Genomic DNA, 21,997 nt, shown 5'->3' on the forward strand with positions numbered 1-21,997 from the left:
GTCTGTGACTGGGGGGGTGGGGGGGGGCCGGGGCACGGGGGAACGCCGGGCACCCGCCGACACCGAGTTAGCCAGAGCAGGCCGAAAGACAGCCGAAGGTACAAATCATCGTCCCAGCTCGACCACCGGAGTCAGGCGAGCCACACGACCAGCGATGCTGGACTGTCTCGTCGCGGCGACAGCGCCGTGGGGCGGATAGGCTCACCCGGTGCTGCAGAGTGGACGCATCCCGGAGCGATTGACCAAGCGCAGCCTCGTCGCTGTCTCGCACGCGATCGAGCGAGCGGCCCTCGCCCCCGCCGAGGACGGCCCCACGGTGGTCGTGGCGCTCTTTCAGCGGATGCCCTACTTCGAACGGGAGAGCGCGCTCTACCAGCGCATCGCGGCGACCGCGGCGGTCACTGTGATCGGGATGGTTGGTCCCACCCCGCCCGCGCTACCCCAGGGCACGTACGGCGTGCTGCTGGACGAGGCGGAGCCGCTGGCCCGGGAGTGGTCGGTGCTGGTGCTCACGCCGCGGTTCGGTGCGACGCTGGTGGCCCACGACCGGATGGAGGTGGAGCCCACGGCGGCGACGCTCGAGGCTGGGCGGCTCTTCGACGGCGGGTGGAGCTTCCGCCGGGACGACGCACTGCACGAGATGGTCAGGTTGCGCGGGCAACTCGGCGACCGGCTGCCCCGGGCCGCGCTGCTGGTGCTCGACGACGTGCTGAGCCGGGCCCGTGAGCTGCCGGCGACGCCCGGCGAGGCGCGAGGCGAGGCGGCGATCCGGCTGCTGCTGCAGCGCGGGGAGCGGGCACTGGTCGCGCGGGACGCCACCCGCCGGCCCGATGACGTGTCGGCACAGCCGGGCACGCTGCTCGACGACGCGGCTATGCGGCGGTGGACCGGCCTGGACGGGATCACCGCCTCCGGCACTCTGCCCGTGGCGCTGGTCGCGGTCCGGGTGGCCGAGCCGGCCGGGGCCCCGGAGCGGTTCGGCCGGCGCAGCGCCGCCCGGGAGACGCAGGCCGTGCTCAGCGCGCTCACCGCGCCGTTGCGACCCAGCGACCGGGCGGTCCGGCTGGCCGAACACGAGTACCTGCTGGTGCTGCCGTCGCTCAACGAAGATCAGGCGATCGAAGTGGCCGACCGGGTCCGGGAGGGCGTCGCTGGGCTGGCCCGCTCGTACCCGTTCGTCGCGTTCGACGTGCACGCCGCCGTCGCGGTGACCGCCCGCCGACCGCTGCCGGTGGCCGACGTCCGGCACGCCCTGTCGTGGGCGGTGGAGCAGGGGGTGCCGCTGGCCACCGTGGCACCGGAGCCCGCCCCGGCGCCAGCCGGTGTCCGCTGAGTCGGGAGCTGCTCGGCGGCGCCCCATCCCGGCCCGACCGACACCACCAGCCTGACCGCGATCCTCGAAGCGGCCTGGACCGGGGACCGGACCCGACACGTCACGTTCTGACTTCGAGAGCGAAGCCCGAAGTCGCGTACCTCCGCGATGTCGGCCACTACAGTGGCCCCTCATGACCCTACGTCCGCCTCTTGCCGAACAATTCGATCTGCAGCCGCATCCCGAAGGCGGATGGTTCAGGGAAACCTATCGGTCCGCTGTCACGTTCGAACCCGATGGCTACCCGGGCAGCCGTGCCGCCGCGACGGCGATCCTCTTCCTTCTCGAGCCGGGTGACTCGTCGGCCTGGCACACTGTGCGGTCGGACGAGATCTGGTTCTGGCACTCGGGTGGGCCGCTGGCGTTGACAGTCGGTAGGGACAGTCGACCGACGATCCTGAGTGCCGAGTGCCCGCAGATCCTGGTCCCGGCGGGCGAGTGGCAGTCCGCGAAACCGGCGGGCGACAGGCACGTTCTCGTCAGTTGCGTGGTGAGTCCGGGCTTCGAGTTCGCCGACTTCACCATGCCGTGAACACCTCGCCGGGCCTCCGCTCAGCGCACCGGGCAACGCCGCACCACTGCCACGCCCATCCGTTCAGTCAACGAGGTCGGCGGCGGTCCCACAGTGGAGCGTTGCGTCAGGTCAGCCGGCGAGCTGTCGGCGTACCGTATCGGCGTCCATCAGGTACCACATGTTCTTGAATCGGCCGTCCTGCACCTCGTAGAAGGCGGTCTCGGCGAACTTCACGGATGCCCCGGTGGGGGCCAGGCCGTTCCACTGTGCGATCGGCGTGCCCGTGTCGATCAAACGGGCGGCCACCCGGTTTCTCCGCGGCCCCACGTTGCGGTAACGCCGCCGATGCCCGGACACCGGCCGACCGTCCCGCTAACCGTGCTCACGCCATCGTGCTTGACACTCGACGTCAAGTACTTGACGATAGGTGTCAAGTAGCGGAGGAGACAGCATGGCGCCAACCGACGAGGAACTGACCGAGCATCTCATCCGGTTGATCGACATCCGCCTGCTCGACCCCCTCGAAATCCTGGTCGACGGCCACAACGCCATCGACCCGCTGCGCGCCCTCATCCGGGAGCGGGCCCGATCCTGGGCCACCACGATCGTCAGCGGCGACGACCGGGCCGCCGTCGGCGTGGTCATGCGCGCGATTTCCACCCTCTACCCGGGGGACAGACCGTTCGACCCACCCATCGACTGGTGGCGCAGTCCTCTCGGCCAGGCCGTCGCGCGACGGGTCGGCCACCCGACCGCCGAATCCGTGTCGTACGCGGTGGCCGGCGCCATGCTCGGCATCACCCGCCAGGGCGTGCACGACCTGGTCTCCCGCGACAAGCTCGCCCGCCACCCCGAAGGCGGCGTGCGCTCCGCCTCCGTACGCGACCGACTGCTCAAGGAAGGAACCCGACGTGCCTGAGAGCATCATTCACTCCCGGACGGTGCCCATCGCGATCCGCGACTTCGGCGGACCCGGACAACCGCTGCTGCTCCTTCACGGCGCTGGCGGCAACCTCGCCCAGATGACCACCCTCGCCGAGCGCCTGCGCCCGACCCACCGGGTGATCACCGTCGATCTGCGTGGTCACGGCCGGTCCGGAGACGGCCCGTGGCGCTGGGACGACGTACTGGCCGACCTGGCCGCCGTCTGCGACCACCTCGGCCTCACCTCCCCAGCGGTGGTCGGCGTCTCCCTCGGCGGCATGCTCGCCACCCTCTGGGCACAGCGTCACCCGGAGTGCCCCGGTGCCGTCAGCCTCGACGGCAATCCGCCGCTGAACCGTCCAGACCAGCTCGCCGGGCTGGATCCGGAGCAGGCCGAGACCGAGCTGGCCAAGCTGCGGGCCGTCTTCGACGGGATGGCCGCGATGCTGGCCGAACCACTAACCGCCGAACAGGTGGCCGCCACGCTGGCGGGCCAGCGTGCCATGGCCCAGCGCTACGGCGCCGCACCCGACAATTGGGTGGCGGCCTTCGAACGCAACCTCGTGCCCGGCGACGACGGCCGCAGCCGGCTGCGGCCCGGCCCGGAGCTCACCCGGCAGCTCCGGGATGCCATGGACTCCCTCGACCTGATGCCCGCCTACCGCGACGTCCGCTGCCCGCTGCTGCTCGTTCTCGCCACCGAGGACCTCCCCGAACAACAGCCGTTTCACAGCCTTTACGAGGCGTACCGCACCGTCACCGCCGAACGACTTGCCACCGTGAACAACCCGTCTCTGCGGGTGCGGCACCTCGCCGGCGCCAGCCACGCGATGGTCGCCGAACGCCCACAGGAGCTCGCCACCCTCATCACCAACTTCCTCAGCCCTCACGCCGCACGCGGAATTCAAGCCTGATCCTGTTCGAATCGCTGGGCCTCGCCTGCCGACCCGATCTTTGGGTGAGATCATCGGCGATCTTCAACAGTGACGGGGGTCGTTCATCGTAGCGATGGCCGGTAGAACCTGGGTACCAACGGCGGGCCGGAAAAGTGAACCGCGGTACCAGGCTGGGGGCTGTGCCCGGACCTAGCGTGGTCACCGGCTTCCTCGGCCCCAACGGCGCCGGCAAATCGACCACCATGCGGATGGTCGTTGGCCTCGATTCGCCGACCTCGGGTGACGTGCTGGTCAACGGCAAGCCGTACGCGTCGTCGAAGGCACCGCTGCGCGAGATCGGCGTGTTGCTCGATGCCAAGGCCGTACACCCCGGCCGCTCGGCGGTCAGCCACCTACTGGCCCTGGCTCGCACGAACGGCATTCCGCGCTCCCGCGTTGACGAGGGCGGACCATGGTGGAGGCCGACAACGGCCCCGTCGATCAGGAGTTCGACGGGCTGCCGGCCGACGCTGATGAAGCAACCCGCCAGGACCTGGCGGAAAGGCTCGCACCGATTCTCGCGACACATATCGTCGACTACCCCTGGTTGAGCGATCCCGCTCCGCATGTGTCGGCCGGCGAACAGGTCATCCGGCAGACGGTCGTCGAGGCGGTGGTCGCGCTGTACAACGCCGCCCAGGTCGACGTGCTCGGGCGGGCCTGCGTCCTCGCGCAGAAACTCCTGCCTCCGGCGCTTGAGACGGGCATCGAGGAGGCTTAAGGCACTGTCAGATGGTGCCGTCGAAGGCGGTGAGCCGCTGCACGAACCACGACGGGTCCGCCAGGTGGGGGTAATGGGTGACGACGGGTGCAACCTCGACCACCGCGCCGGGAATCCGGTCGTCCAGCCACCTCGCGTACGAGTCGTCCACCGGCAGGCCGTGGATCGACAGATAGGGCGTAGGCCGGGCCGGGATCAGGTCGGCGACGAACGCGGTCAGCTCGTCCGAGCTCAGATCGAGCAGCGGAGCCCACGCGTCGACCAGAACGTCATGACGAATCTCACGCCGCTCGCTCAGTTCCCCGGCCACGGCCGGATCCAATTCGCCGTACATCCGGGTGAAGCCCGCCGTCATGAACTGCCGGTAGCCATCTCCGCGAACGGCTTCGGCGACCGGCGCGGGCAAAGGCGTGATGTTGAGCGTCTGATCGACGTTGACAACGCCGCGGACGGGGAAACGCGAGGCGTAGGCGGTGACCACCACTCCGCCGTAGGAGTGGCCCATCACCAGGGGTGGCTCCTCGATTCGCAGAGTGTTCAGCACCTCGTGCACATCGTCGGCCAGCGTCCACGGATCGTACGGCCCGACCCGTGGCGACTCACCGTGCCCGCGCAGGTCGACGCGAATGACGCGGAAGTGCTCGTCGAGCGGCACACTGTCCCAGAAATGGCGGTTCTCGGTCATGCCGTGGATGGCGACGAGCAACGGCCCGGAGCCGTTGACGTCGTGGGTCAGGGGAACGGTTTCGGTCATTTTCCGGACCGTAGCACGCTGAACCGCGTGATTCGCCTTTGCACGACGACCGGCCAAGGGCAGTGATTCGGCGGGGAGTCAGCAGACCTGGAAGGTCCCGTTCGGCGTGACAGCCATGTCCCGGCGCACGACGGTGACTGCCGGTCAGCCGGCGACCTCCATGCGCTGGGTTCCGATGACCGAGAGCAGGCGAAGCGCCTCTTCGTCGGCGGAGCGGGGGACGGCTGTGTAGATGACCACGCGCTGGTCGCGGTCGGCGATGTCGAGCACGTCGCAGTTGAGTGTGATCGGGCCGACGGCCGGGTGGTGGAACGTCTTGCGCAGCATCACCTCGTCGGTGACATCGTGCGACGCCCACAGCTCGCGGAAGTGTTCACTGCCCGAGCGCAGGTCGCGGATCAGCGCCGTCACACCCGCGTCGCCCGGATAGCGGGCCACCGCCGCACGCAGCCGATGGGCGCAATGCCGGGCGAACTCGGCGTGGTCGCCGACCCCGTACAGGATCTGGCCGCGGGAATCCGGCCCGAGGAAGGTGCGCCGGGCCAGGTTCCGCTCGCGGACGGGCACCGTCGTGAAATCTTCGAGCAGGCCCGCGGCCAGCGGATTCCAGGCAAGGACGTCGAAGGTGGCGGACAGCACGACGGCGGCCGCCTGCGGAAGACGGTCGAGCAGGTCGAGCAGGCTCTGGCGCACCTCACGCGACGGACCCGACGCCGGAACCGGCAGCGTGCCCGCCAGATAGTGCAGGTGATCGCGTTCGGCGTCGGAGAGCCTCAGCGCACGGGACAGCCCGGACAGCACCTCGCGCGACGCCTGCGGGCCGCGGGCCTGCTCGAGCCGGGTGTAGTACTCGGTGGAAATGTGGGCCAGCTGCGCCACTTCTTCACGGCGCAGGCCGGGAGTGCGCCGGCGCCGGCCCGCGGGCAGGCCCACGTCGCGCGCGGTGATGCGCTCGCGCCTCGACCGCAGAAAGTCGGCCAGTTCTCGACGGTCCATGCGACAAGTCTGCCCGGGAGGGGCGCGCGCTATCCAGGTACCGTCGCTAACTGGATGAGCCGGACCGGCCCGGACAGGCTCGAAGCATGACAACTTTGCTCAACGAAAAGGTCGCATTCGTCAGCGGCGCGGGCCGCGGCATCGGAGCCGCGGCGGCCCGGCTCTTCGCCCGTGAGGGCGCCCGGGTGCTGCTGACAGCACGCTCGGAACACCAGCTCAAAGCAGTGACGGACGAGATCCGTGCGGCCGGAGGAGCCGCGGAGTACGTCGTGGCCGACCTCGCCGACCCGGACAGCGTGCGCGCCGCCGTCGACCACGCCGTCTCGGTGTTCGGACGGCTCGACGTGGCGTTCAACAACGGCGCCACGATCACGCCGCCGGGCCCGGTCGACCGCGTCACCCTGGCCGACTTCGACCGGCTCTACGAGGTCAACCTGCGCGCCGTCTGGCTGGCCATGTCGGCCCAGGTCGCCGCCATCCGGGCGACGTCCGGCCGCGGCGCGATCGTCAACAACACCAGCGTCGGCAGCCTGCGAGGCAACCCCGAACTGCCCGCGTACGGGGCCATGAAGCGCGCGGTCAACAGCCTGACCGAGTCGGCCTCGATCAACTATGGTCCTGAGGGCATCCGGGTCAACGCCATCGCACCCGGCAATACCCGCACCGACATGATCGACACCTGGCAGGCCGACTCGCCACGCCTGGTCGAGCGCCTGGTTTCGATGACCCCGCTGCGCCGCCAGGCCGAGCCCGATGAAATCGCCCAGGCCGCGGCCTGGCTGCTCAGTGACCGCGCGTCCTACGTGACCGGCACGATCCTGCGCGTCGACGGCGGCGCCGGCAACTGATTCGACGCCACCGCTCAACGCACCGAGGTGGAAAGATCCGCGCGGTGCTCTTTCAGGGGCCGCCCCGAGGACTGGCCGACCGGACAGGGCTGGCGGCCCGCGAGCCGGATGAGCAATCTGGGAGAAGAGGGCTCGCCCCCGTGACGCCTAGCGTCGATTCGTGTGCTTTCCGTGATCGCTGGCGAGGGGGATACCGCATGTCGAACGGGTTCATCGGCGCGCTCAACGGTCGTCATCACCGCATCGCACTGTCGGCCTTCATGGTCGTCGTCCTCGCGCACTGGGCGGAGCATCTGGTCCAGGCGTACCAGATCTGGGCGCTCGGCTGGCCCCGCCCGCAGGCGCGGGGTGTCCTCGGGGAGTTCTACCCCTGGCTGGTGACGTCCGAGGTCATGCATTACGGGTACGCGCTGCTCATGCTCGTCGGTCTCGTCCTGCTGCGCCCGGGGTTCGCCGGTCAGGCGCGCACCTGGTGGACGATCGCCCTGGTCCTCCAGTTCTGGCATCACATCGAGCACCTGCTGCTGCTGATCCAGGCGCAGACCGGGCACTTCCTGTTCGGCAGCGCGGTGCCCACGAGCCTGCTCCAGGCGGTCTATCCGCGTGTCGAGCTGCACCTGTTCTACAACTCCGTCGTCTTCATCCCGATGGTCATCGCCATGTACCGGCATCTGCGGCCCTCCCCCGCCGAGGAGCAGGCCATGGTGTGCGCCTGCGCCGGCCGCCGGATGGCTCCGGCGCTGGCCGTGACGCGGGGTGGTGTGTGACCCGCGGTGGGTGGGCCTCCGCCGTCGTGGTGGGCCTCGCGGTCCTGTTCGGTTGGACCGGAGCTGCGCGGGCCGACTCCGGCGTGGTGAGCAGCGTCCCCGCCAACGGTGCCGTCCTGACCTCGGCGCCGGCTGTGGTCGAGCTGGTCTTCACCGGGCGGCCGGTGGCTGTCGCCTCGCACGTGGCGGTGCGGGACGTCGCCGGGCGGTCGCTGTCCGTCGGCGAGCTGCGGCCGAGCGGTGACCGGGCCCTGGTGCAGACGGTCCGGGGCGCCGAGCGGGGCGATGTCAGCGTCACCTACCACGTCGTGCTCGCCGACGCCGGTGAGAGGACAGGCACACTCTGGTTCAGCGTCGGCACCGGGGTACGGCCGGCGCGGCTGTCGGAGCAGGGCGGCGGGGCGGCCGCCCCGCCTCACGAGCACGGGATCGACCCGCTGAGTGCCGTGCTGCTCCTGGTCAATGCCGTCGTGCTGTTCGGGGCCATCGCGATGCTCGTCCTGCGGCCGCGGCGAGGCGCTGAGCCGCCGCCCACCGCGGCTCAGCGTCCGGCGATCAGCAGGCGCTGAGCCCGGCCCGGCGCAGCGGGCAGGCGCCACAACGCGTCCACGGCGGCCATGCCCGGACCGAGCGGCACCGGCGGAAGGTTGAGCCGCCGGGCCGCCGCCACCGCGCCGGGTGTGCCGTGCGCCATGCCGGCGCCGCTCCAGATCGACCATTCCGCCACCAGCGTCGCCGCCGCCGGCAGGTCGGCCGCGAGGCGTACGGCGCAGCGCCGCAGCAGCTCGTTGGCCAGGGCGTACGCGCCGAGGCTGCGATGCGGCCGCTCGGCCGTGATGGAGCCGAAGACGAGCACCCGGCGCAGGGCGTGCCGGTCCACGACCTCCAGCGCGTGGCGCAGACCGTCCACCTTCGCCGCCTGGACGGCGGTCAGGCCGGCCGCCGTGCCGGCCGTGACGGGGCCGCCACGCAGCAGCCCGGCGCAGTGCACGACACCGACCAGCGGGCCGCTTCCCGTGCCGGCGAGTGCCTGGCGCATTGCGGCGCCGTCGCTGACGTCGGCCCGGCGCACTGTCACACCCGTGGTCGCCGCGATGCGGTCGAGATGCCAGCGGGCCGCGGTGCCGAGCCGCTCGGGCGTGGCCGTGTCGGCCAGGATCGGGTGCAGGCCGTGCCGGCAGGCCAGGACGGCGGCGACCCGCAGGCCGAGCCCGCCCAGCCCGCCGGTGACCAGCACGGTTCCGGCGGGACCGGCCGTGCCGGCCGCCGCGGGCAGGTCGGTTGGGTGCCAGTCGGTGGTGCTGAGCCGGCCGTCCCGGTCCACCCGCACCTCCGCGGTGACCGGGGAGGCGGCCGCGACCAGGGCGGTGGCGGCGCGCACGGCGGCCGGAGTGGGGCCGCCGGTCAGCTCCGCCACCACGCAGGACAGGCCGGGATGTTCGATGGCCGCGGTGCGAGCGAGGCTGCCGCCGCCCGCGCCGAGGTGCACGACCGCGAGCCGGCTGCCCCGTGCCACGGCCGTCCTGATCGCGCGCAGCAGACGACGGTTGTCGACCTGGTGGAAGGTGCGGCCGAGCAGCACGGCGACCGCCTCCGGCGCGTCGTCACGGCTTGCCGCCCGCAGCGCCGCGGCGAGCGGGTGCCGCTCCGGGCCGACAACCGTCCACCGGTACGCCCGCGCGTCGCCGGACGGCGCAACCTCTCGTTCCCCGGCCCTCCGGATGTCGAGCGCGGTCCTCATCGCAGGGTTGCGAGCAGGGTGGGGATGGCCTCGGCCTGGAAGTCCACGTCCACGTCGAAGTCGTTGATCATCCCTTCGAGGACGAGCAGCGACATCAGCGGGAAGACGAACTCCGGCGCCGCCGTGATGCCGAACCGCCGCTGCAGGTTGAACAGCTCCGCGGCGAACGGTGCGAGCCGGAACTGCCCGGCGGTGCGGCGGTGGTTGCGCACCACGAGGTCCCGCACGCCGGCCTGGAACGATGGCACGTCACACCCCGGCGGTACGTGCTCGGCGCTGCGCAGGATGACCTCGGCGGCCTGCTGGCCGCGACCCATCGACATGGACAGGAAGAATTCGGCGAACAGCCGCCGTACGTGCGGCTCGAGCCGGACCACGAAGCCCGCGTCGAGCAGCACCACCTCCTCCACCCGCAGGTAGAGGTTGCCGGGGTGCATGTCGCAGTGCACCAGCCCGTCGACGAACAGCATCCGGTACACGCCTTGCAGTACGCGCCGGACGATCTGGCGGCGCTGCTCGCGGTTGAGGTCGTCGGGCCTGAACTGTCGTAGGTTCGGGATCCACTCCATTACCAGGACACCATCGCGGCAGAGCGCCGGCAGTGGTGCCGGGATCCGGAACGACGCGACGTCGGCGAGGTTGTGTCGCAGCTGCAACAGCGCCGTCGCCTCCTGCGCGAAGTCGAGCTGCCGCAACACGGCGGTGGAGACGTGGCCCAGCATGCGGCGCATCGGCACCTTGCGCAGGCCGGGCAGGCGCTCGAGCAGCCCGGCAGCGGCACCGAGAAGGTCGAGGTCGCGGCGCATCCGCGGGCCGATGCCGCCGCGCCGTACCTTGACGGCCACCGGCGTGCCGTCGCGCAGCCAGGCCCGGTAGACCGAGGCGATGCTGCCGCTGGCCACCGGCTCGGTGCCGATCCGCAGGAACGGTGCCCCGTCCGGATAGGCCTCGTCCAGCACCGCACGCGCCTCCCGGGCGGACATCGCCGGGACCCGGTCGTTCAGCCGGGCGAGTTGGTCGCACCACCGTCCGGGCAGCAGATCGCGGCGCGTGCCCAGGATCTGACCCCCCTTGACGAATGTCGGGCCCAGCCGGGTGAGCAGCGTCGTCCCCACGGCGGACGACGGCGAGGCCCGCCGGGTGAGCCGTCGGCCGGCTGCGGCGGCGAGGTGCCGGGCCGTGATCGCCGCCCACGCCGCGGCGCGGCCGGACATCTGCGGTAGGGACGAGCGCGGTACGAACGTCGGCGTGAAAGCCACCATCGGAGCCCCCGATCGCTACATGTACCCACAGCTTAGGGAGGGATGGAAAGGCGTGAGAAGTGCCTAGGTTCATTTTTCTATAGCGTCTTCCGTGTTGGGCCTGACGGGAATCGACCGAAGGGAATGCGAGATGGCGATCGATCTATGTAACAAGTCTCCAGTGTCCGCCGACGGTGAGGTCCGGACATGGCCGCAGGGAACCGCACTGCTCGAGGACCTCGGCACCGAACAGCGCGATGCGCTCAACTTCGCGTACCGCACCACCCTGAGCAACGTGGATCCCCGGCTGGTGGCCGGCGACCCGGCGGCGTGGGCGAGTGACTTCGGGTATGCCCTCAACCGGGTGGCGATCCGGCTCGACAACCGCACGAACGACGAACTGCGTCACGACGCCCTGCACCACGCCGACCCGGCCATGCGCGAGCAGGCGATGTACGAGTACGCCGATCGCGACCAGGCCGACGCCTTCGAACTCCTGGAGGAGGTCGTCCGCCACGACACCAACCGGGAGGTGCGGTGGGACGCGCTGTGGGCGATCGAGAAGCTGGGCGGCGCCCAGGCGATCTCGACGTTGCAGAAGTTCCTCGGCGACGCCGACCCGGAGATCGCCGAATGGTCCAAGCTGTTCATCAGCGAGCTGCAGAGCGGTGACCCGTCGTTCGACGGCCGGGACGCTCTCTACACGCCGGGCCGCACCTTCGACGAGACCATCTACCTGCTGATCCACTGCGACCTGTACGTGCGTCTCGACGAGTCGAACACGCACTGGGGCAAGATCTCGCTGGCCCCGCAGGGCCTCGCGCGGATCTACGGCCAGGCCCACGCCTGCCCCAACGTGCAGACCCGCGAGCGCCAGTTGGTGATCGCCAAGACGATCTCCGGCCTGCACGCCGACGGTTCGCCGCACTGCGACAACTACCTGTTCCGTGGCTTCACCGACCGGACGCGCCGCGACCGGGGCAACTTCTTCTTCGAGTCCCTGGTGCCGAGGACCTTCTTCAAGTCCGGCCGTGCCGACGACCCGAGCGAGGGCGTACGCAAAGCGAACATCGGGTTCGCCCGGTACGGCACCTGGCACCTGGAGCCGAAGTTCCAGATCCGCGAGGAGGCCGCGATCCGCTACGTCCGCGGCCGCTTCCAGGGCTGGGGTTACGTCAACCTGGCCCGCATCGCCGGCCGCTCGATCGAGCAGGTCCTCACCCCGGGCAACGGCGTGCTGTCCACGCTCCACGACCCCGAGGTCGGCCCGATGACCAACGCTTTCATCCTCGGCACGTTCAAGGGCAAGCTGAACGACTGGGACGGCGACGGGCGCATCGACATGAACTCGCGCGACGTGTACTCCACGGTCGACGGCGAGATCGACTCCGACCAGGACGGTGTCCCGGACGAGGCCGGCCTGACCTGCTGCGACCACACCGCGCTGATGCCCTGACGGGCGCGGTACCCCGCATCCGTTCCCCCGATCCATGTGATGCGTCCGGGGCGGCCCAGGCCGCGCCGAACTTTCAGGAGGAGAAGACCATGACAGCCCCGACCAGCAAGCCCTCCGTGATCTACGGCCGGCCGGTTTCCACCGACGGCGTCCCCAACCGGTACGTCGGCACCGAGGTCAAGCCGTGGACGCCGCCGGTTCCCGGCATCGACAACCTCGGCATCACCTCGGTCGACACGTTCGCCGTGCCCGGCGTCGGCGAGTACACCGTGCCGTTCGAGGGTTACGTCCGCGTCGTGCGCTCGCAGCCGACCTCCGAGGACTGGGCGACCGCCGAGGTCTACACGAACCTGATCGAGATGAAGATGACCGGCAGCTGCGAGGAACTCGGCGAGATCACCGTCACGCTGAACCCCGACTGCCTGTCGACCGGTCAGATCCGAACGCCCTTCGACCCGTACGCCGGTGAGGGCCCGTCGGCGAAGGCCTGCCGCATGGCGGTCGGCGCCATCTTCGACATGCCGAAGCTCGGCCTGAAGCTGATGAACAAGGAGCCGATCATCCTGACCATCGACGACGTCCGGCAGATTCCGCCGGCCGGTTCGCCCGGCAAGGGGCAGATCTACCGGATGTTGCCGCTGCACGACACTCGGTACCCGGAGAAGGACCCGGTCGCGTACGTGACCAGCCTGAGGTTCACGATGGGCGGCTACCTCGCCAAGGACGCGATGTAGCAGTGTGATCGACGCGGGCCGGACGCAGGGTGGTCCGGCCCGCGTTCGCTGATCAGGAGGAGACGATGGACGATCACGGCGGGGACCCGACCCGGCGGCTTCTCGCCGCGGCTCCGGTCCGGATGGCGGTCACCGTGCCGGTCGACGTGGACGAGCTCTGGGCGGCCCTGACCGACCCGGTCCGTCTCGCCGCCTGGTTCGGCACGCCCTGCGGCGACTGGCGCGTCCGGACGCCGTGGCGGATCGACTTCGGCGACGGTGACTTCTTCGTGGTCACTCCGGTGCGCGTCACCGACCATCGGCTCATCGAGTTCACCTGGTCGTTCCTCGGCGTCGGCCCCGAGCAGCACATCACCTGGCGGCCCGAGCCCGCCGCCGGCGGCGGCGCGCGGCTCACCGTCGAGGACGCCGACCCGGTGCGGCCGCCGGCCGAGATCGAGCAGATGCGGGCCGGCTGGACCGACTTCCTGCAACGACTCGACGGGTACCTGCGCACCGGCCGCTCGACGCGCTACGACTGGCGGTCCGACATCGACGGCTCGGTCGACCTGCCGCTGGGTTGGGATGCGTTCGCACCGTCTGTGCTCTACCGATGGCTCCCGGTCGCCAGCGACGGTTTCCGTCCCGCGTGGTTCTTCGTGGTCGACGCCGACGGGCCACGCCGTTTCCCGCTGGACGACTGGTCGACGCGGGAGGGGGCGGTGACGTTCACCGTGCAGGTCACCGAGCGCGGTGCCGGCACCACTGCGGAGGTGGCTGTGCAACCGCTGGCCGACCGCCAGCGGTTGGAGTTCAGCCACCAGGGCTGGCGCGACCTCGGGCTACCGGACAACCGCGCACACGCGTTGCGCCGCCGCTTCGCTGCCGCGTGGACAGCCGCCGCCGACTGCGCGCGGGAGCTCGCCCGCCGGTCGGTTCCGCCCGGATAGCCGGTCACTCGCCGCCACCAAATTGTCATGCAATACTCAAGTAGCATGACAGCCGGAGGGTGGACGAAGTGAACGGGGTACGCGGGAAACGCTCTTATGACCAGCAGTGTGCCCTCGCTTACGCCCTGGATGTGGTGGGCGAGCGATGGACTCTGCTCATCATTCGCGAACTACTGCACGGCCCTCGTCGCTACAATCAGTTACTGGAAGCGCTACCCGGCATTGGCACCAACCTACTTGCCGCGCGGCTCGCCGCGCTGGTCGACGCCGGCCTGCTGACGCCCACCGAGCCTCGCAAACGCACCGGTGGTTATCAGCTGACCGACCTGGGCCGGTCGCTGCACGAGCCGATCCTCGGGCTGTCCCGCTTCGGGTTGGCCTACGCCGCGGGGCACGAGCTTCCGTCCGGGTTCACGGTACGCGCGTCCTGGGCGGTCCTCGCCATCGAGGCCATGGTGGACGACGGACGCGTCGGCGGGGTCGACGAGAGCTACGAGTTCCGGGTCGACGACGAGATCTTCCACGTCGACGTCCGGGCCGGCCATGCTGAGGTCGGTGCCGGGCCGGCCGAGGAGCCGACGCTGACCGTCCGGACCGACGCACGCAGCTTCTTCAGCCTCGGCATGCGGCAGCTCGACCCGATCGAGGCGCTGGTCAGCGGGCAGATTGCGGCGGTCGGTGTGCCGGCGGCGGTCACCCGGTGCCTCCGACTGCTCGGCATCACCCCCGACGTGACGGTTTCCACGGACCGGCTGGCCGACGTGGGGCCCGCCCCGGTGTGACGCCATCGGTCCGCGGACGAGATGTGAGGGAGCGCAGATGAGCGAGACGTTCGGCGGCACGCTGGTGTGCGAGCAGGTCGGGGCGTGGACCTATGTCACCGTTCCACCCGAGATCGCCAGCCGGCTGGGTGCCTCGGCGCGGATCCCGGTGACCGGGCGGATCAACGACACGCCGTACGCCGGCTCGGTGATGACCGGGCCGAACGGCAACCGGTACATCGTGGTCAACAAGACCGTCCGCGCCGCGGCCGGCGTGGAGGCGGGGGACGACGTGCGCGTCAGCCTGAAACCAGACACCGCTGCGCGCACTGTGGAGGTGCCCGACGACCTGACCGCCGCGCTCGGCGAGCACCCCGACGCCCAGGCCTTCTTCGGCACGCTGTCCTATTCGCGGACCAAGGAGTACGTCACCTGGATCACCGGCGCCAAGCAGCCGGAGACCCGGGCCCGGAGAATCAGCCAGGCCGTCGAGCTGCTCAGCGCCGGTCGGGTGCTCAAGGGCTGACCCAGGGCCGGCCCCGGGCAGCGCTGCGCAAGCTGCGAGAAGCGGCGAGACCTCCGGCCTTCCTACGATCGGCGTACGCGTTCCGGCCCCGGACGGCGGCACGCGACGCACCTGATCCTGACTCCCACGCACCGATCGGCGCCGCTCCGGCGGCGATCGGTGATCCGTGGTGCCCGTCAGCGGTCCGGTGGCCGCCCGTCGTCCTCGAGCCGGCCCAGGTCGCATCCCAGGGAGGCAGACCGTGTCCGTCGAATCGGCAGAGTTGAACGGAGCACATACCACGGAGACGTCCTGGCCGGACTTCGCCGAACTCGAACCGTCGCGGGTGCTGGGCACCTTTCCACCGCTCAACGCGATCCAGGCCCGCTCCATCGTGCAGGACCGCTGGGAGCGCCTCGTCGCGGTCGTCGAGATCCCGAACCCGATCGAGCGGGTCTGGCAGGCGCTCACCACACCGGACGAGATCCGCTTCTGGCTGGCGCGGTGCCGGGGCTCGCTGACCGCCATCGGCAGCGACGTCCTGCTCGACTTCGAGGACGGCGAGTTCTTCCACTGCCGGCCGCTCGTGGCGGAGCCACCGCGCGACGGTCACGCCGAGCTCAAGCACTTCTGGCGCTGGGTCGGCGTCGGACCGGCCACCCGGGTCATCTGGGAACTGGACGCCACCGCCGACGGTGGCACCCGGATCACCGCGACCGAGGAGGCCCTCAACTCGCCGTCGGACTGGCGCGGCTGGAACGGCAACGGGTGGCCGGGCATTCTCGACCAGCTCGCCGGCTATCTGCGTACCGGCACGAGTTGGCGCTGGCCGTGGCGGCGGATGGGCCCGTACGTGCAGATCGAGCTGGAGTCCACGCCGTACGACGCCTGGGAGCTGCTGACCAAGCCGGAGTCGCTGCGCTACTGGCTCCAGCGCCGCTTCGGCACGTTCACCGACGGCGACAAACTCACGCTGATCATGGGAGACGCCAGCGGCGTGGTGGAGATGTCGGTGCACCGCCACGTCGAACCGAACCAGCAGTTCCCCTCCTACCTGCCGTGGCTGGAGTTCGGTCTGCGGCGGGCCTCGTGGCCCGTCGAGCTCAACGGCAAGCTCTACATCGAGCCGGCCGGCGTGGGCCGTAGCCTCTTCCAGATCTTCGTGGACAACTGGGAGAACCTCCCCACCGAGCTGCAGCGCGAGGAACGCGAGATCATCTGCGGCTTCTTCCGCGACTCGATGGTCCGGGCCCAGAACCTGACCTCGCCCCGGCCCTCGCCGTCGCATCAGCACGGCTGGTCCTGACCCGCGTCGTCACCCTCTGAGGAGCGCAGCTGCGATGACACTGTCCGATCAGGTCGGGGTCGGGGCGCCGGACGCCCTGATCCAGCTCATGTCGCCGGCCGCAACCGCCGACCCGTACCCGATCTACTCCTGGCTGCGCGAGACCGCGCCGGTCTACCGCAGCCAGTTCGGCGCGTACCTGGTGAGCCGGTTCGCCGACGTGCAGTACGTGCTCAAGCATGCCGAGGTCTTCCCCGGCGCGCACCCGGACGCGATGGCGCAGATGTTCCCGCAGGCCGTCGAGCACGAGGCCTACGACGTGCTGGTCAGCTCGCTGGTCGGCAGCAACCCGCCCAAGCACACCCGGCTGCGCAAGCTGATCGGGCACGGGTTCACCAGCCGTCGGGTGGCCGACATGCAAGCCTCCATGGAACGGTGGTCGGACCGGCTCATCTCCGGCGTGCTGGAACGCCTGAACGACGGCGCGACGGTCGATCTGCACACCGACGTCTCGGTGCCGATGCCGATGCACATGATGTCCGACCTGATCGGCATCCCGGAGCCCGACCGGGAGTCGCTGGCCCGCAACGTGCCCGAAATGATGAACGTCGTCGATCCTGCCGCGACTCCCGACGCGGTCCGGCGGGCCGACGAGGCCTTTCGTGAGCTGGGCACCTACTTCGACGCCCTGATCGTGGAGCGCCGCCGGGATCCGCGGGACGATCTCGTCTCGGCGCTCGTGCAGGTGCGCGACGCCGAGGACGGCAGCCTCGACGACGCCGAACTGCGTACCCTGCTGTTCACCCTCTGGTCGGCCGGCTTCGAGACCACGGCCACCGCGATCGACAACGCGCTGTTGCTGCTGCTCGAGGACCCCGCACGTGGACGTTGGCTGGAGACCGAGGACGGCACCCGCAAGTTCGTCGAAGAGACGCTGCGTTTCGGGTCGCCCGTGCAGGTCGCACCTGGCCTGCGCTTCACCGGTGAGGACGTGGTACTGGGCGGGGTCGTCATTCCGCAGGGGGCGCAGGTGCGGCTGCTGATCGGGTCCGCGAACCGGGACCCGGAGGCGTTCCCGGACGCGGACGTGTTCGACCCGGGTCGCACCGGTCCCATGCCGCTGAGCTTCGGCGCGGGTATCCACTACTGCCTCGGCGCGGGACTGGCCAGATTGGAGATCGCCGTGCTGCTCCGCCGGCTGCGTGCCGCCGCTCCCGGCCTCGTTCTGGCCGCACCGCCGGTGCGGCGGCGCACGATCCCGCTGCGCGACTTCGCGTCCCTGAGGGTGCGGCTCCGGCAGCTCGACTGACAACTATGGGAAACGCAAGTTGAACAACTGCGCGAAGATATAGTGGATGGTAGGGTGCCGGTATGGCGGACGCGATCAGAGCGCGGGACATCAGCAAGCAGCTAGGCAAAAATAAGGTTGTCAGCGCCTTGTCGCTGGATGCCGCGCCCGGCACTGTGGTGGGTCTGCTCGGCCCCAACGGCGCCGGCAAGACGACGACCGTGCGGATTCTGTCCACTCTGCTCAGGGCCGACTCCGGCACCGTCGAGATCTACGGAGTCGACGCGGCGAAGCAGCCAGGGCGGGTCCGCGCGATGATCGGGCTCACCGGCCAGTTCGCCGCCGTCGACCCGGTCCTCACCGGCCGGGAGAACGTCGAGCTGGTGGCCCGGCTCTACCGCATCGGCCGGGCCGAGGCCCGACGGCGCACCGGTGAGGTGCTCGCCCGCTTCGGTCTGGACGAGGTCGCCGACAAGCAGGTGAAGACCTACTCGGGCGGCACCCGCCGGCGGCTCGACCTCGCCACGAGCATCCTCATCCGGCCGCGCGTGCTCTTCCTCGACGAGCCCACCACCGGTCTAGACCTGGAGTCACGGCTCGGGTTGTGGACCGAGATCGAGATGCTGGTCCGTGAGGGCACCACCGTCCTGCTGACGACGCAGTATCTGGACGAGGCCGACCGGCTGGCGCGCACGATCACCGTGCTCGACAAGGGCAGGGCGGTGGCCCAGGGCACTCCGTCGGAGCTGAAGTCGCGCGTCGGCGGGGACCGCGTGGAGTTCGTGCTCGAGGATCCCGCCCGGCTCGACGACGCGGTCGCCGTGCTGCGCACCCCGGGCGGCGAGGAGCCCGTCGCCGACCGGTCGCTGGCGCAGATCACCGCCAGGATGGGCGACGATCTGGTCCGGGTGGCCGACGCGCTGCACCGGCTGGCTGACCACGACATCCGGGTGGCGACCCACGTGGTCCGGCGCCCCACCCTCGACGACGTCTTTCTCGCCCTGACCGGCAGCCGTGCCGCCGCGGCCGGCGCCGAGACGTCGTCCGCTCGGAAGGGAGAGCGCAAGTGACCGTCGACGAATCGACGACCCGGCAGCGGGACACCCCCACGCCGGCATGGGAGGCGCTGCCCGAGCGCCGGGGGCCGGGCTGGTTCGTGGGCGACGTGCTGCTGCTGGCCGGGCGCAACATCCGGCACATGCAGCGCCGTCCCGACCAGCTGATGGCCGCCATCCTGCAGCCGATGATGTTCTTCATCCTCTTCACCTATGTGTTCGGCGGCGCCATCTCGGTTCCGGGCGGCGACTACAAGCAGTTCGTGCTGCCGGGGGTCTTCGGGCAGATCGTCGTTTTCGGTGGCATCGCCGGCATGTGTGTGGGCATCGCGGAGGATCTCCGGAACGGCATGATGGACCGGTTCCGCTCGCTGCCGATGAGCGACAGCGCCGTGCTGATCGGCCGCACTCTCGCCGAGACCTTCCGCAACCTGATCGCGCTCGTGGTCACCGGTGCGGTCGGGTACGCCTTCGGGTTCCGGCTGCACGGCACGTTCGCGCAGGTGCTGGCCGGGATCGGCGTGCTTCTGCTGTTCGGGTTCGCGCTCTGCTGGGTGCTGTCGATCGTGGGTGTCACCGCATCCAGCGCCGAGGGTGCGCAGAGCACCGCGATGCCGTGGATGTTCCTGCTCGGCTTTGTCAGCTCAGCATTCGTGCCGTCCGAGTCGATGCCCGGTTGGCTGCGGCCGTTCAGCGACAACAGCCCGGTCACGCTGACCATCAACGCGGCTCGCGACTACTTCAACGGCGTCTCACCGGGCAGCGACGCCGTGGCGTCGGTCCTGTGGTCGCTCGGCCTGCTGGTGGTCTTCGTACCGCTGGCCACGGCACTGTTCCGCAAGGCCACGGCGCGCACCTGACGGTGGGGGTCGACCCGGCGATCGGCAGGAGGAACCCACGACATGGAGGTCATCGGCGTCGGCTTCGGCCGTACCGGCACCGCCTCTCTGCGGGAAGCTCTCAACATTCTCGGGACGGGTCCCACCTACCACACGAAGGAGATCCTCAAGGACCCGGCACGGCTGGCCCACTGGCAGGCGGCCGTGGCCGGGGCTGATGTGGACTGGGACGAGGTGTTCGCCGGTTACCGGTCCACCGTCGACTGGCCCGCGGCGGCGTTTTGGCGCGAGCTCGTGGAGCGGTACCCGGAGGCGAAGGTCATCCTGACCGTACGCGACCCGGTGCAATGGCACCGCTCGTGCATGCGCACCATTTTCATGGCCTACCGACAGGACTGGCTCAGCCGGCTCCTCGTCCCCGCCATGCAAGTGCCGCTGCGGGCCGTCGACCGGCGTTTCGGCGCGTTCAACGAAATCTTCGACGGGGTGTTCCGGCGCCATTTCGGTGACGGGCCGATTCATGATGAGGAATATGCCGTCGAGGTCTTCGAAAAGCATGTCCGCGACGTCCAGGAATGCGTTCCGGCTGAGCGCCTCCTGGTTTATCGAGTATCGGAAGGATGGCCCGCCTTGTGCAAGTTTCTCGGCGTGGGAGTGCCCATCGTTGCCTTCCCGCACGACAATGACCAGGACGCTTTCCAACGGGACAGCCGGCTGTTCGTCACCCGTGGCCTGGCCCGCATGGTGACCGATCCGGTGCGCCGCGCGGTCAGCCGGTTTCGGCGTACGCAGGACGCCCCGGAGGCGGCCGGCGAGAGCCGCTGAGCCGGCCGCCTCCGAGGTCGTCCCGCCGGCCGCTCCGGCAGTCCGGTCGCGTCCGGGCCCTGCCGCCACGGCCGATTTTCGGCCTGCGTTCGTTCGGCCAACCCGTTTGCACGATCCCTGCGACCGGACCGGGAGTGTCGGTGGACAAGGAACTCGAGGACTACGCGGACCGGGCCTGGCGCGGTGACGAGCCGCTGTTCGCCTACTACAAGGGTGAGCTTCGCAAGGACGGACTCCGCCGGATCGATGACGGTGTGTGGATGTGGGCGGCGACCGGCAACGTCTACGTCTTCGAAACGGCCGACGGTCTGGTGCTGTTCGACACCGGCGACCGCAACACCGCGGCGGCGCTGCACGCCGCGGTGCGGTCGTGCAGCACGGCGCCGGTCGTCACCGCGGTCTACTCCCACGGCCACATCGACCACGTCCTCGGGCTGCCACCGTTCGAGGAGGAGGCCGCCGATCGCCGCGACCCCGGCATCTCGGTCGTGGCGCACGCCGCCGTGCCGGAGCGCTTCGCCCGCTACCGGCTGACCGGCGGGTACAACGCGACGATCAACCGCCGCCAGTTCCGCGCTCCGGGCATCACCTGGCCGAGCGACTATCGCGAACCCGACCGCACCTATCTCGACACGCTCACCTTGCGGCACGGCGACCTGGCGATGGAGCTGCGGCACGGCCGCGGCGAGACGGACGACGCGACGATGGCCTGGCTGCCCGACCGGCGCATCCTGTGCTGCGGCGACTTCTACGCCTGGGTGGCGCCGAACGCCGGCAACCCGCAGAAGGTCCGGCGCCACGTGGCCGAGTGGGTGCGAGCGCTGCGCTGGATGGCCGGCCTCGGTGCCGAGATCCTGCTGCCCGGCCACGGTGTACCCGTGGTGGGGGCCGAACGCGTCCGCGAGACGCTGCTCGGGTCGGCGACGCTGCTGTCGACCCTGCACGACGGCGTGGTGGCGATGATGAATGAGGGCTGCACCCTCGACGAGATCCTGCACGCCCGCCTGGTCACGCCGGAGGTGTCCGACCTGCTGGCCCAGCCGTGGCTGCGCCCCACCTACGACGATCCGCAGTTCATCATCCGCACCGTCTGGCGCACCTACGGCGGCTGGTACGACGGTGACCCGTCGACCGTCAAGCCGGCACCGCGCGCCGACCTGGCCGCCGAGGTGGCGCAGCTCGCGGGCGGGGCGTCCCGCCTGGCCGACCGCGCCCTCGACGCGGCGGACCGCGGCCGGCTCGACCTCGCCGGCCAACTGGCCGAGTGGGCGGCGTTGAGCGCTCCCGACGACCGTGACGTGCAGCGGACCCGTGCCGAGGTGTTCGGGCGGCTCGCCGCCGGCACGCCGGCGTTGATGGCGCAGGGCATCTACGCCTGGGCCCAGGCCGAGTCTCAGGCCAAGGCCGACGATGTCGACCCGTGGTCGACCATGCGCGGCGGCCGCTGGGCGCCCTGACACCGGAAACGCGGCAGGACAAGACAGCGGGGGCGGTACCCGGAAACCGG

General features: G+C 70.4%; 24 protein-coding genes and 1 pseudogene. 20 read left to right on the top strand and 5 right to left on the bottom strand.

The genetic code is table 11. The features are described from left to right. The first annotated feature begins 208 nt into the window (after nucleotides 1-208). Nucleotides 209-1,333 (top strand): DICT sensory domain-containing protein, encoded by a 1,125-nt coding sequence (locus tag ABZU52_RS19035; RefSeq protein ID WP_354972325.1) that lies wholly within the window; start codon nucleotides 209-211, stop codon nucleotides 1,331-1,333. A gap of 172 nt (nucleotides 1,334-1,505) precedes the next feature. Then, a complete protein-coding gene (locus tag ABZU52_RS19040; RefSeq protein WP_354972326.1) occupies nucleotides 1,506-1,904 on the top strand; it encodes a cupin domain-containing protein in 399 nt (132 codons plus the stop codon). A gap of 111 nt (nucleotides 1,905-2,015) precedes the next feature. Here ABZU52_RS19040 and ABZU52_RS19045 read toward each other — a convergent pair whose 3' ends face one another. Beyond that, nucleotides 2,016-2,192: an ester cyclase gene (locus ABZU52_RS19045; protein WP_354972327.1), complete on the bottom strand. Its 177-nt coding sequence runs from the start codon at nucleotides 2,190-2,192 to the stop codon at nucleotides 2,016-2,018. Nucleotides 2,193-2,337: 145 nt separating this feature from the next. On the opposite strand from ABZU52_RS19045, the gene ABZU52_RS19050 reads away from it, so the two are divergent. The 4 genes and pseudogenes from ABZU52_RS19050 (at nucleotide 2,338) to ABZU52_RS19065 (ending at nucleotide 4,466) form a co-directional block, all read left to right on the top strand. Next, nucleotides 2,338-2,805: a hypothetical protein gene (locus ABZU52_RS19050; RefSeq protein WP_354972328.1), complete on the top strand. Its 468-nt coding sequence runs from the start codon at nucleotides 2,338-2,340 to the stop codon at nucleotides 2,803-2,805. Next, entirely contained in the window at nucleotides 2,798-3,724 is a 927-nt protein-coding gene (locus tag ABZU52_RS19055; RefSeq protein WP_354972329.1) for an alpha/beta hydrolase, read from the top strand. The genes ABZU52_RS19050 and ABZU52_RS19055 overlap by 8 nt, the downstream gene beginning before the upstream one ends. Nucleotides 3,725-3,858: 134 nt before the next feature. Further along, nucleotides 3,859-4,149: pseudogene (locus tag ABZU52_RS19060) on the top strand (ATP-binding cassette domain-containing protein); the annotation flags it as partial. Between the two features lie 8 nt (nucleotides 4,150-4,157). Further along, nucleotides 4,158-4,466 carry a hypothetical protein gene (locus ABZU52_RS19065; RefSeq protein ID WP_354972360.1) on the top strand — a complete coding sequence of 103 codons (309 nt, stop codon included), beginning with the start codon at nucleotides 4,158-4,160 and terminating at the stop codon, nucleotides 4,464-4,466. 7 nt (nucleotides 4,467-4,473) lie between these two features. Here ABZU52_RS19065 and ABZU52_RS19070 read toward each other — a convergent pair whose 3' ends face one another. Then, a complete protein-coding gene (locus ABZU52_RS19070) occupies nucleotides 4,474-5,277 on the bottom strand; it encodes an alpha/beta hydrolase (protein WP_354972330.1) in 804 nt (267 codons plus the stop codon). 87 nt (nucleotides 5,278-5,364) lie between these two features. After that, entirely contained in the window at nucleotides 5,365-6,216 is an 852-nt protein-coding gene (locus ABZU52_RS19075) for a helix-turn-helix transcriptional regulator (RefSeq protein WP_354972331.1), read from the bottom strand. An 86-nt stretch (nucleotides 6,217-6,302) separates the two neighbouring features. Between ABZU52_RS19075 and ABZU52_RS19080 the strand changes: the two genes are divergently transcribed. From ABZU52_RS19080 to ABZU52_RS19090, 3 genes are all read left to right on the top strand, one after another. Further along, nucleotides 6,303-7,064 (top strand): glucose 1-dehydrogenase, encoded by a 762-nt coding sequence (locus tag ABZU52_RS19080; protein ID WP_354972332.1) that lies wholly within the window; start codon nucleotides 6,303-6,305, stop codon nucleotides 7,062-7,064. A gap of 197 nt (nucleotides 7,065-7,261) precedes the next feature. Next, the gene (locus ABZU52_RS19085) at nucleotides 7,262-7,831 is read left to right on the top strand and encodes a hypothetical protein (RefSeq protein WP_354972333.1); all 570 of its coding nucleotides are present in this window, start codon (nucleotides 7,262-7,264) and stop codon (nucleotides 7,829-7,831) included. After that, nucleotides 7,828-8,400, top strand: coding sequence for a copper resistance CopC family protein (locus ABZU52_RS19090; protein WP_354972334.1), 573 nt, complete (start codon nucleotides 7,828-7,830; stop codon nucleotides 8,398-8,400). The genes ABZU52_RS19085 and ABZU52_RS19090 overlap by 4 nt, the downstream gene beginning before the upstream one ends. Here ABZU52_RS19090 and ABZU52_RS19095 read toward each other — a convergent pair. Both ABZU52_RS19095 and ABZU52_RS19100 read right to left on the bottom strand, forming a co-directional pair. Beyond that, nucleotides 8,373-9,572: a KR domain-containing protein gene (locus ABZU52_RS19095; protein ID WP_354972335.1), complete on the bottom strand. Its 1,200-nt coding sequence runs from the start codon at nucleotides 9,570-9,572 to the stop codon at nucleotides 8,373-8,375. The two genes, ABZU52_RS19090 and ABZU52_RS19095, sit on opposite strands and share 28 nt — an antisense overlap. Beyond that, complete coding sequence (locus tag ABZU52_RS19100) at nucleotides 9,569-10,834, bottom strand: AarF/UbiB family protein (protein ID WP_354972336.1); 1,266 nt, start codon at nucleotides 10,832-10,834, stop codon at nucleotides 9,569-9,571. The genes ABZU52_RS19095 and ABZU52_RS19100 overlap by 4 nt, the downstream gene beginning before the upstream one ends. A 160-nt stretch (nucleotides 10,835-10,994) precedes the next feature. Between ABZU52_RS19100 and ABZU52_RS19105 the strand changes: the two genes are divergently transcribed. The 11 genes from ABZU52_RS19105 (at nucleotide 10,995) to ABZU52_RS19155 (ending at nucleotide 21,947) form a co-directional block, all read left to right on the top strand. Beyond that, nucleotides 10,995-12,269: a HEAT repeat domain-containing protein gene (locus tag ABZU52_RS19105; protein WP_354972337.1), complete on the top strand. Its 1,275-nt coding sequence runs from the start codon at nucleotides 10,995-10,997 to the stop codon at nucleotides 12,267-12,269. 89 nt (nucleotides 12,270-12,358) lie between these two features. Continuing rightward, nucleotides 12,359-13,003 carry a DUF6073 family protein gene (locus ABZU52_RS19110; protein ID WP_354972338.1) on the top strand — a complete coding sequence of 215 codons (645 nt, stop codon included), beginning with the start codon at nucleotides 12,359-12,361 and terminating at the stop codon, nucleotides 13,001-13,003. A gap of 65 nt (nucleotides 13,004-13,068) precedes the next feature. Continuing rightward, entirely contained in the window at nucleotides 13,069-13,932 is an 864-nt protein-coding gene (locus tag ABZU52_RS19115) for an SRPBCC domain-containing protein (RefSeq protein ID WP_354972339.1), read from the top strand. A gap of 68 nt (nucleotides 13,933-14,000) precedes the next feature. Continuing rightward, a complete protein-coding gene (locus ABZU52_RS19120) occupies nucleotides 14,001-14,714 on the top strand; it encodes a winged helix-turn-helix transcriptional regulator (protein ID WP_354972359.1) in 714 nt (237 codons plus the stop codon). A 37-nt stretch (nucleotides 14,715-14,751) separates the two neighbouring features. Next, nucleotides 14,752-15,219, top strand: coding sequence for a YdeI/OmpD-associated family protein (locus ABZU52_RS19125; RefSeq protein ID WP_354972340.1), 468 nt, complete (start codon nucleotides 14,752-14,754; stop codon nucleotides 15,217-15,219). Between the two features lie 241 nt (nucleotides 15,220-15,460). Beyond that, entirely contained in the window at nucleotides 15,461-16,504 is a 1,044-nt protein-coding gene (locus ABZU52_RS19130; protein WP_354972341.1) for an SRPBCC domain-containing protein, read from the top strand. A gap of 34 nt (nucleotides 16,505-16,538) precedes the next feature. Then, on the top strand, nucleotides 16,539-17,792 hold the full coding sequence (locus ABZU52_RS19135) for a cytochrome P450 (protein WP_354972342.1): 1,254 nt from the start codon (nucleotides 16,539-16,541) through the stop codon (nucleotides 17,790-17,792). Between the two features lie 62 nt (nucleotides 17,793-17,854). Further along, nucleotides 17,855-18,841, top strand: a complete 987-nt coding sequence (locus tag ABZU52_RS19140; RefSeq protein ID WP_354972343.1) for an ATP-binding cassette domain-containing protein — start codon at nucleotides 17,855-17,857, stop codon at nucleotides 18,839-18,841. Further along, nucleotides 18,838-19,686: an ABC transporter permease gene (locus tag ABZU52_RS19145; RefSeq protein ID WP_354972344.1), complete on the top strand. Its 849-nt coding sequence runs from the start codon at nucleotides 18,838-18,840 to the stop codon at nucleotides 19,684-19,686. Before ABZU52_RS19140 ends, ABZU52_RS19145 begins: the two co-directional genes overlap by 4 nt. 42 nt (nucleotides 19,687-19,728) lie before the next feature. Further along, nucleotides 19,729-20,490: a sulfotransferase family protein gene (locus ABZU52_RS19150; protein ID WP_354972345.1), complete on the top strand. Its 762-nt coding sequence runs from the start codon at nucleotides 19,729-19,731 to the stop codon at nucleotides 20,488-20,490. A 140-nt stretch (nucleotides 20,491-20,630) separates the two neighbouring features. Beyond that, nucleotides 20,631-21,947 carry an alkyl sulfatase dimerization domain-containing protein gene (locus ABZU52_RS19155; protein WP_354972346.1) on the top strand — a complete coding sequence of 439 codons (1,317 nt, stop codon included), beginning with the start codon at nucleotides 20,631-20,633 and terminating at the stop codon, nucleotides 21,945-21,947. Nucleotides 21,948-21,997: the final 50 nt, after the last annotated feature.

Source organism: Micromonospora sp. NPDC005220, from assembly GCF_040607895.1.
In the GTDB taxonomy this organism is placed as follows: Bacteria; Actinomycetota; Actinomycetes; order Mycobacteriales; family Micromonosporaceae; genus Micromonospora.

What these genes read in the sequence shown, in the direction of transcription:
- ABZU52_RS19040 (WP_354972326.1), top strand. Translation starts at nt 1,506, where the DNA reads ATGACCCTACGTCCGCCTCTTGCCGAACAATTCGATCTGCAGCCGCAT.
- ABZU52_RS19050 (WP_354972328.1), top strand. Translation starts at nt 2,338, where the DNA reads ATGGCGCCAACCGACGAGGAACTGACCGAGCATCTCATCCGGTTGATC.
- ABZU52_RS19065 (WP_354972360.1), top strand. Translation starts at nt 4,158, where the DNA reads ATGGTGGAGGCCGACAACGGCCCCGTCGATCAGGAGTTCGACGGGCTG.
- ABZU52_RS19075 (WP_354972331.1), bottom strand. Translation starts at nt 6,216, where the DNA reads ATGGACCGTCGAGAACTGGCCGACTTTCTGCGGTCGAGGCGCGAGCGC.
- ABZU52_RS19080 (WP_354972332.1), top strand. Translation starts at nt 6,303, where the DNA reads ATGACAACTTTGCTCAACGAAAAGGTCGCATTCGTCAGCGGCGCGGGC.
- ABZU52_RS19085 (WP_354972333.1), top strand. Translation starts at nt 7,262, where the DNA reads ATGTCGAACGGGTTCATCGGCGCGCTCAACGGTCGTCATCACCGCATC.
- ABZU52_RS19095 (WP_354972335.1), bottom strand. Translation starts at nt 9,572, where the DNA reads ATGAGGACCGCGCTCGACATCCGGAGGGCCGGGGAACGAGAGGTTGCG.
- ABZU52_RS19100 (WP_354972336.1), bottom strand. Translation starts at nt 10,834, where the DNA reads ATGGTGGCTTTCACGCCGACGTTCGTACCGCGCTCGTCCCTACCGCAG.
- ABZU52_RS19110 (WP_354972338.1), top strand. Translation starts at nt 12,359, where the DNA reads ATGACAGCCCCGACCAGCAAGCCCTCCGTGATCTACGGCCGGCCGGTT.
- ABZU52_RS19115 (WP_354972339.1), top strand. Translation starts at nt 13,069, where the DNA reads ATGGACGATCACGGCGGGGACCCGACCCGGCGGCTTCTCGCCGCGGCT.
- ABZU52_RS19125 (WP_354972340.1), top strand. Translation starts at nt 14,752, where the DNA reads ATGAGCGAGACGTTCGGCGGCACGCTGGTGTGCGAGCAGGTCGGGGCG.
- ABZU52_RS19135 (WP_354972342.1), top strand. Translation starts at nt 16,539, where the DNA reads ATGACACTGTCCGATCAGGTCGGGGTCGGGGCGCCGGACGCCCTGATC.
- ABZU52_RS19140 (WP_354972343.1), top strand. Translation starts at nt 17,855, where the DNA reads ATGGCGGACGCGATCAGAGCGCGGGACATCAGCAAGCAGCTAGGCAAA.
- ABZU52_RS19150 (WP_354972345.1), top strand. Translation starts at nt 19,729, where the DNA reads ATGGAGGTCATCGGCGTCGGCTTCGGCCGTACCGGCACCGCCTCTCTG.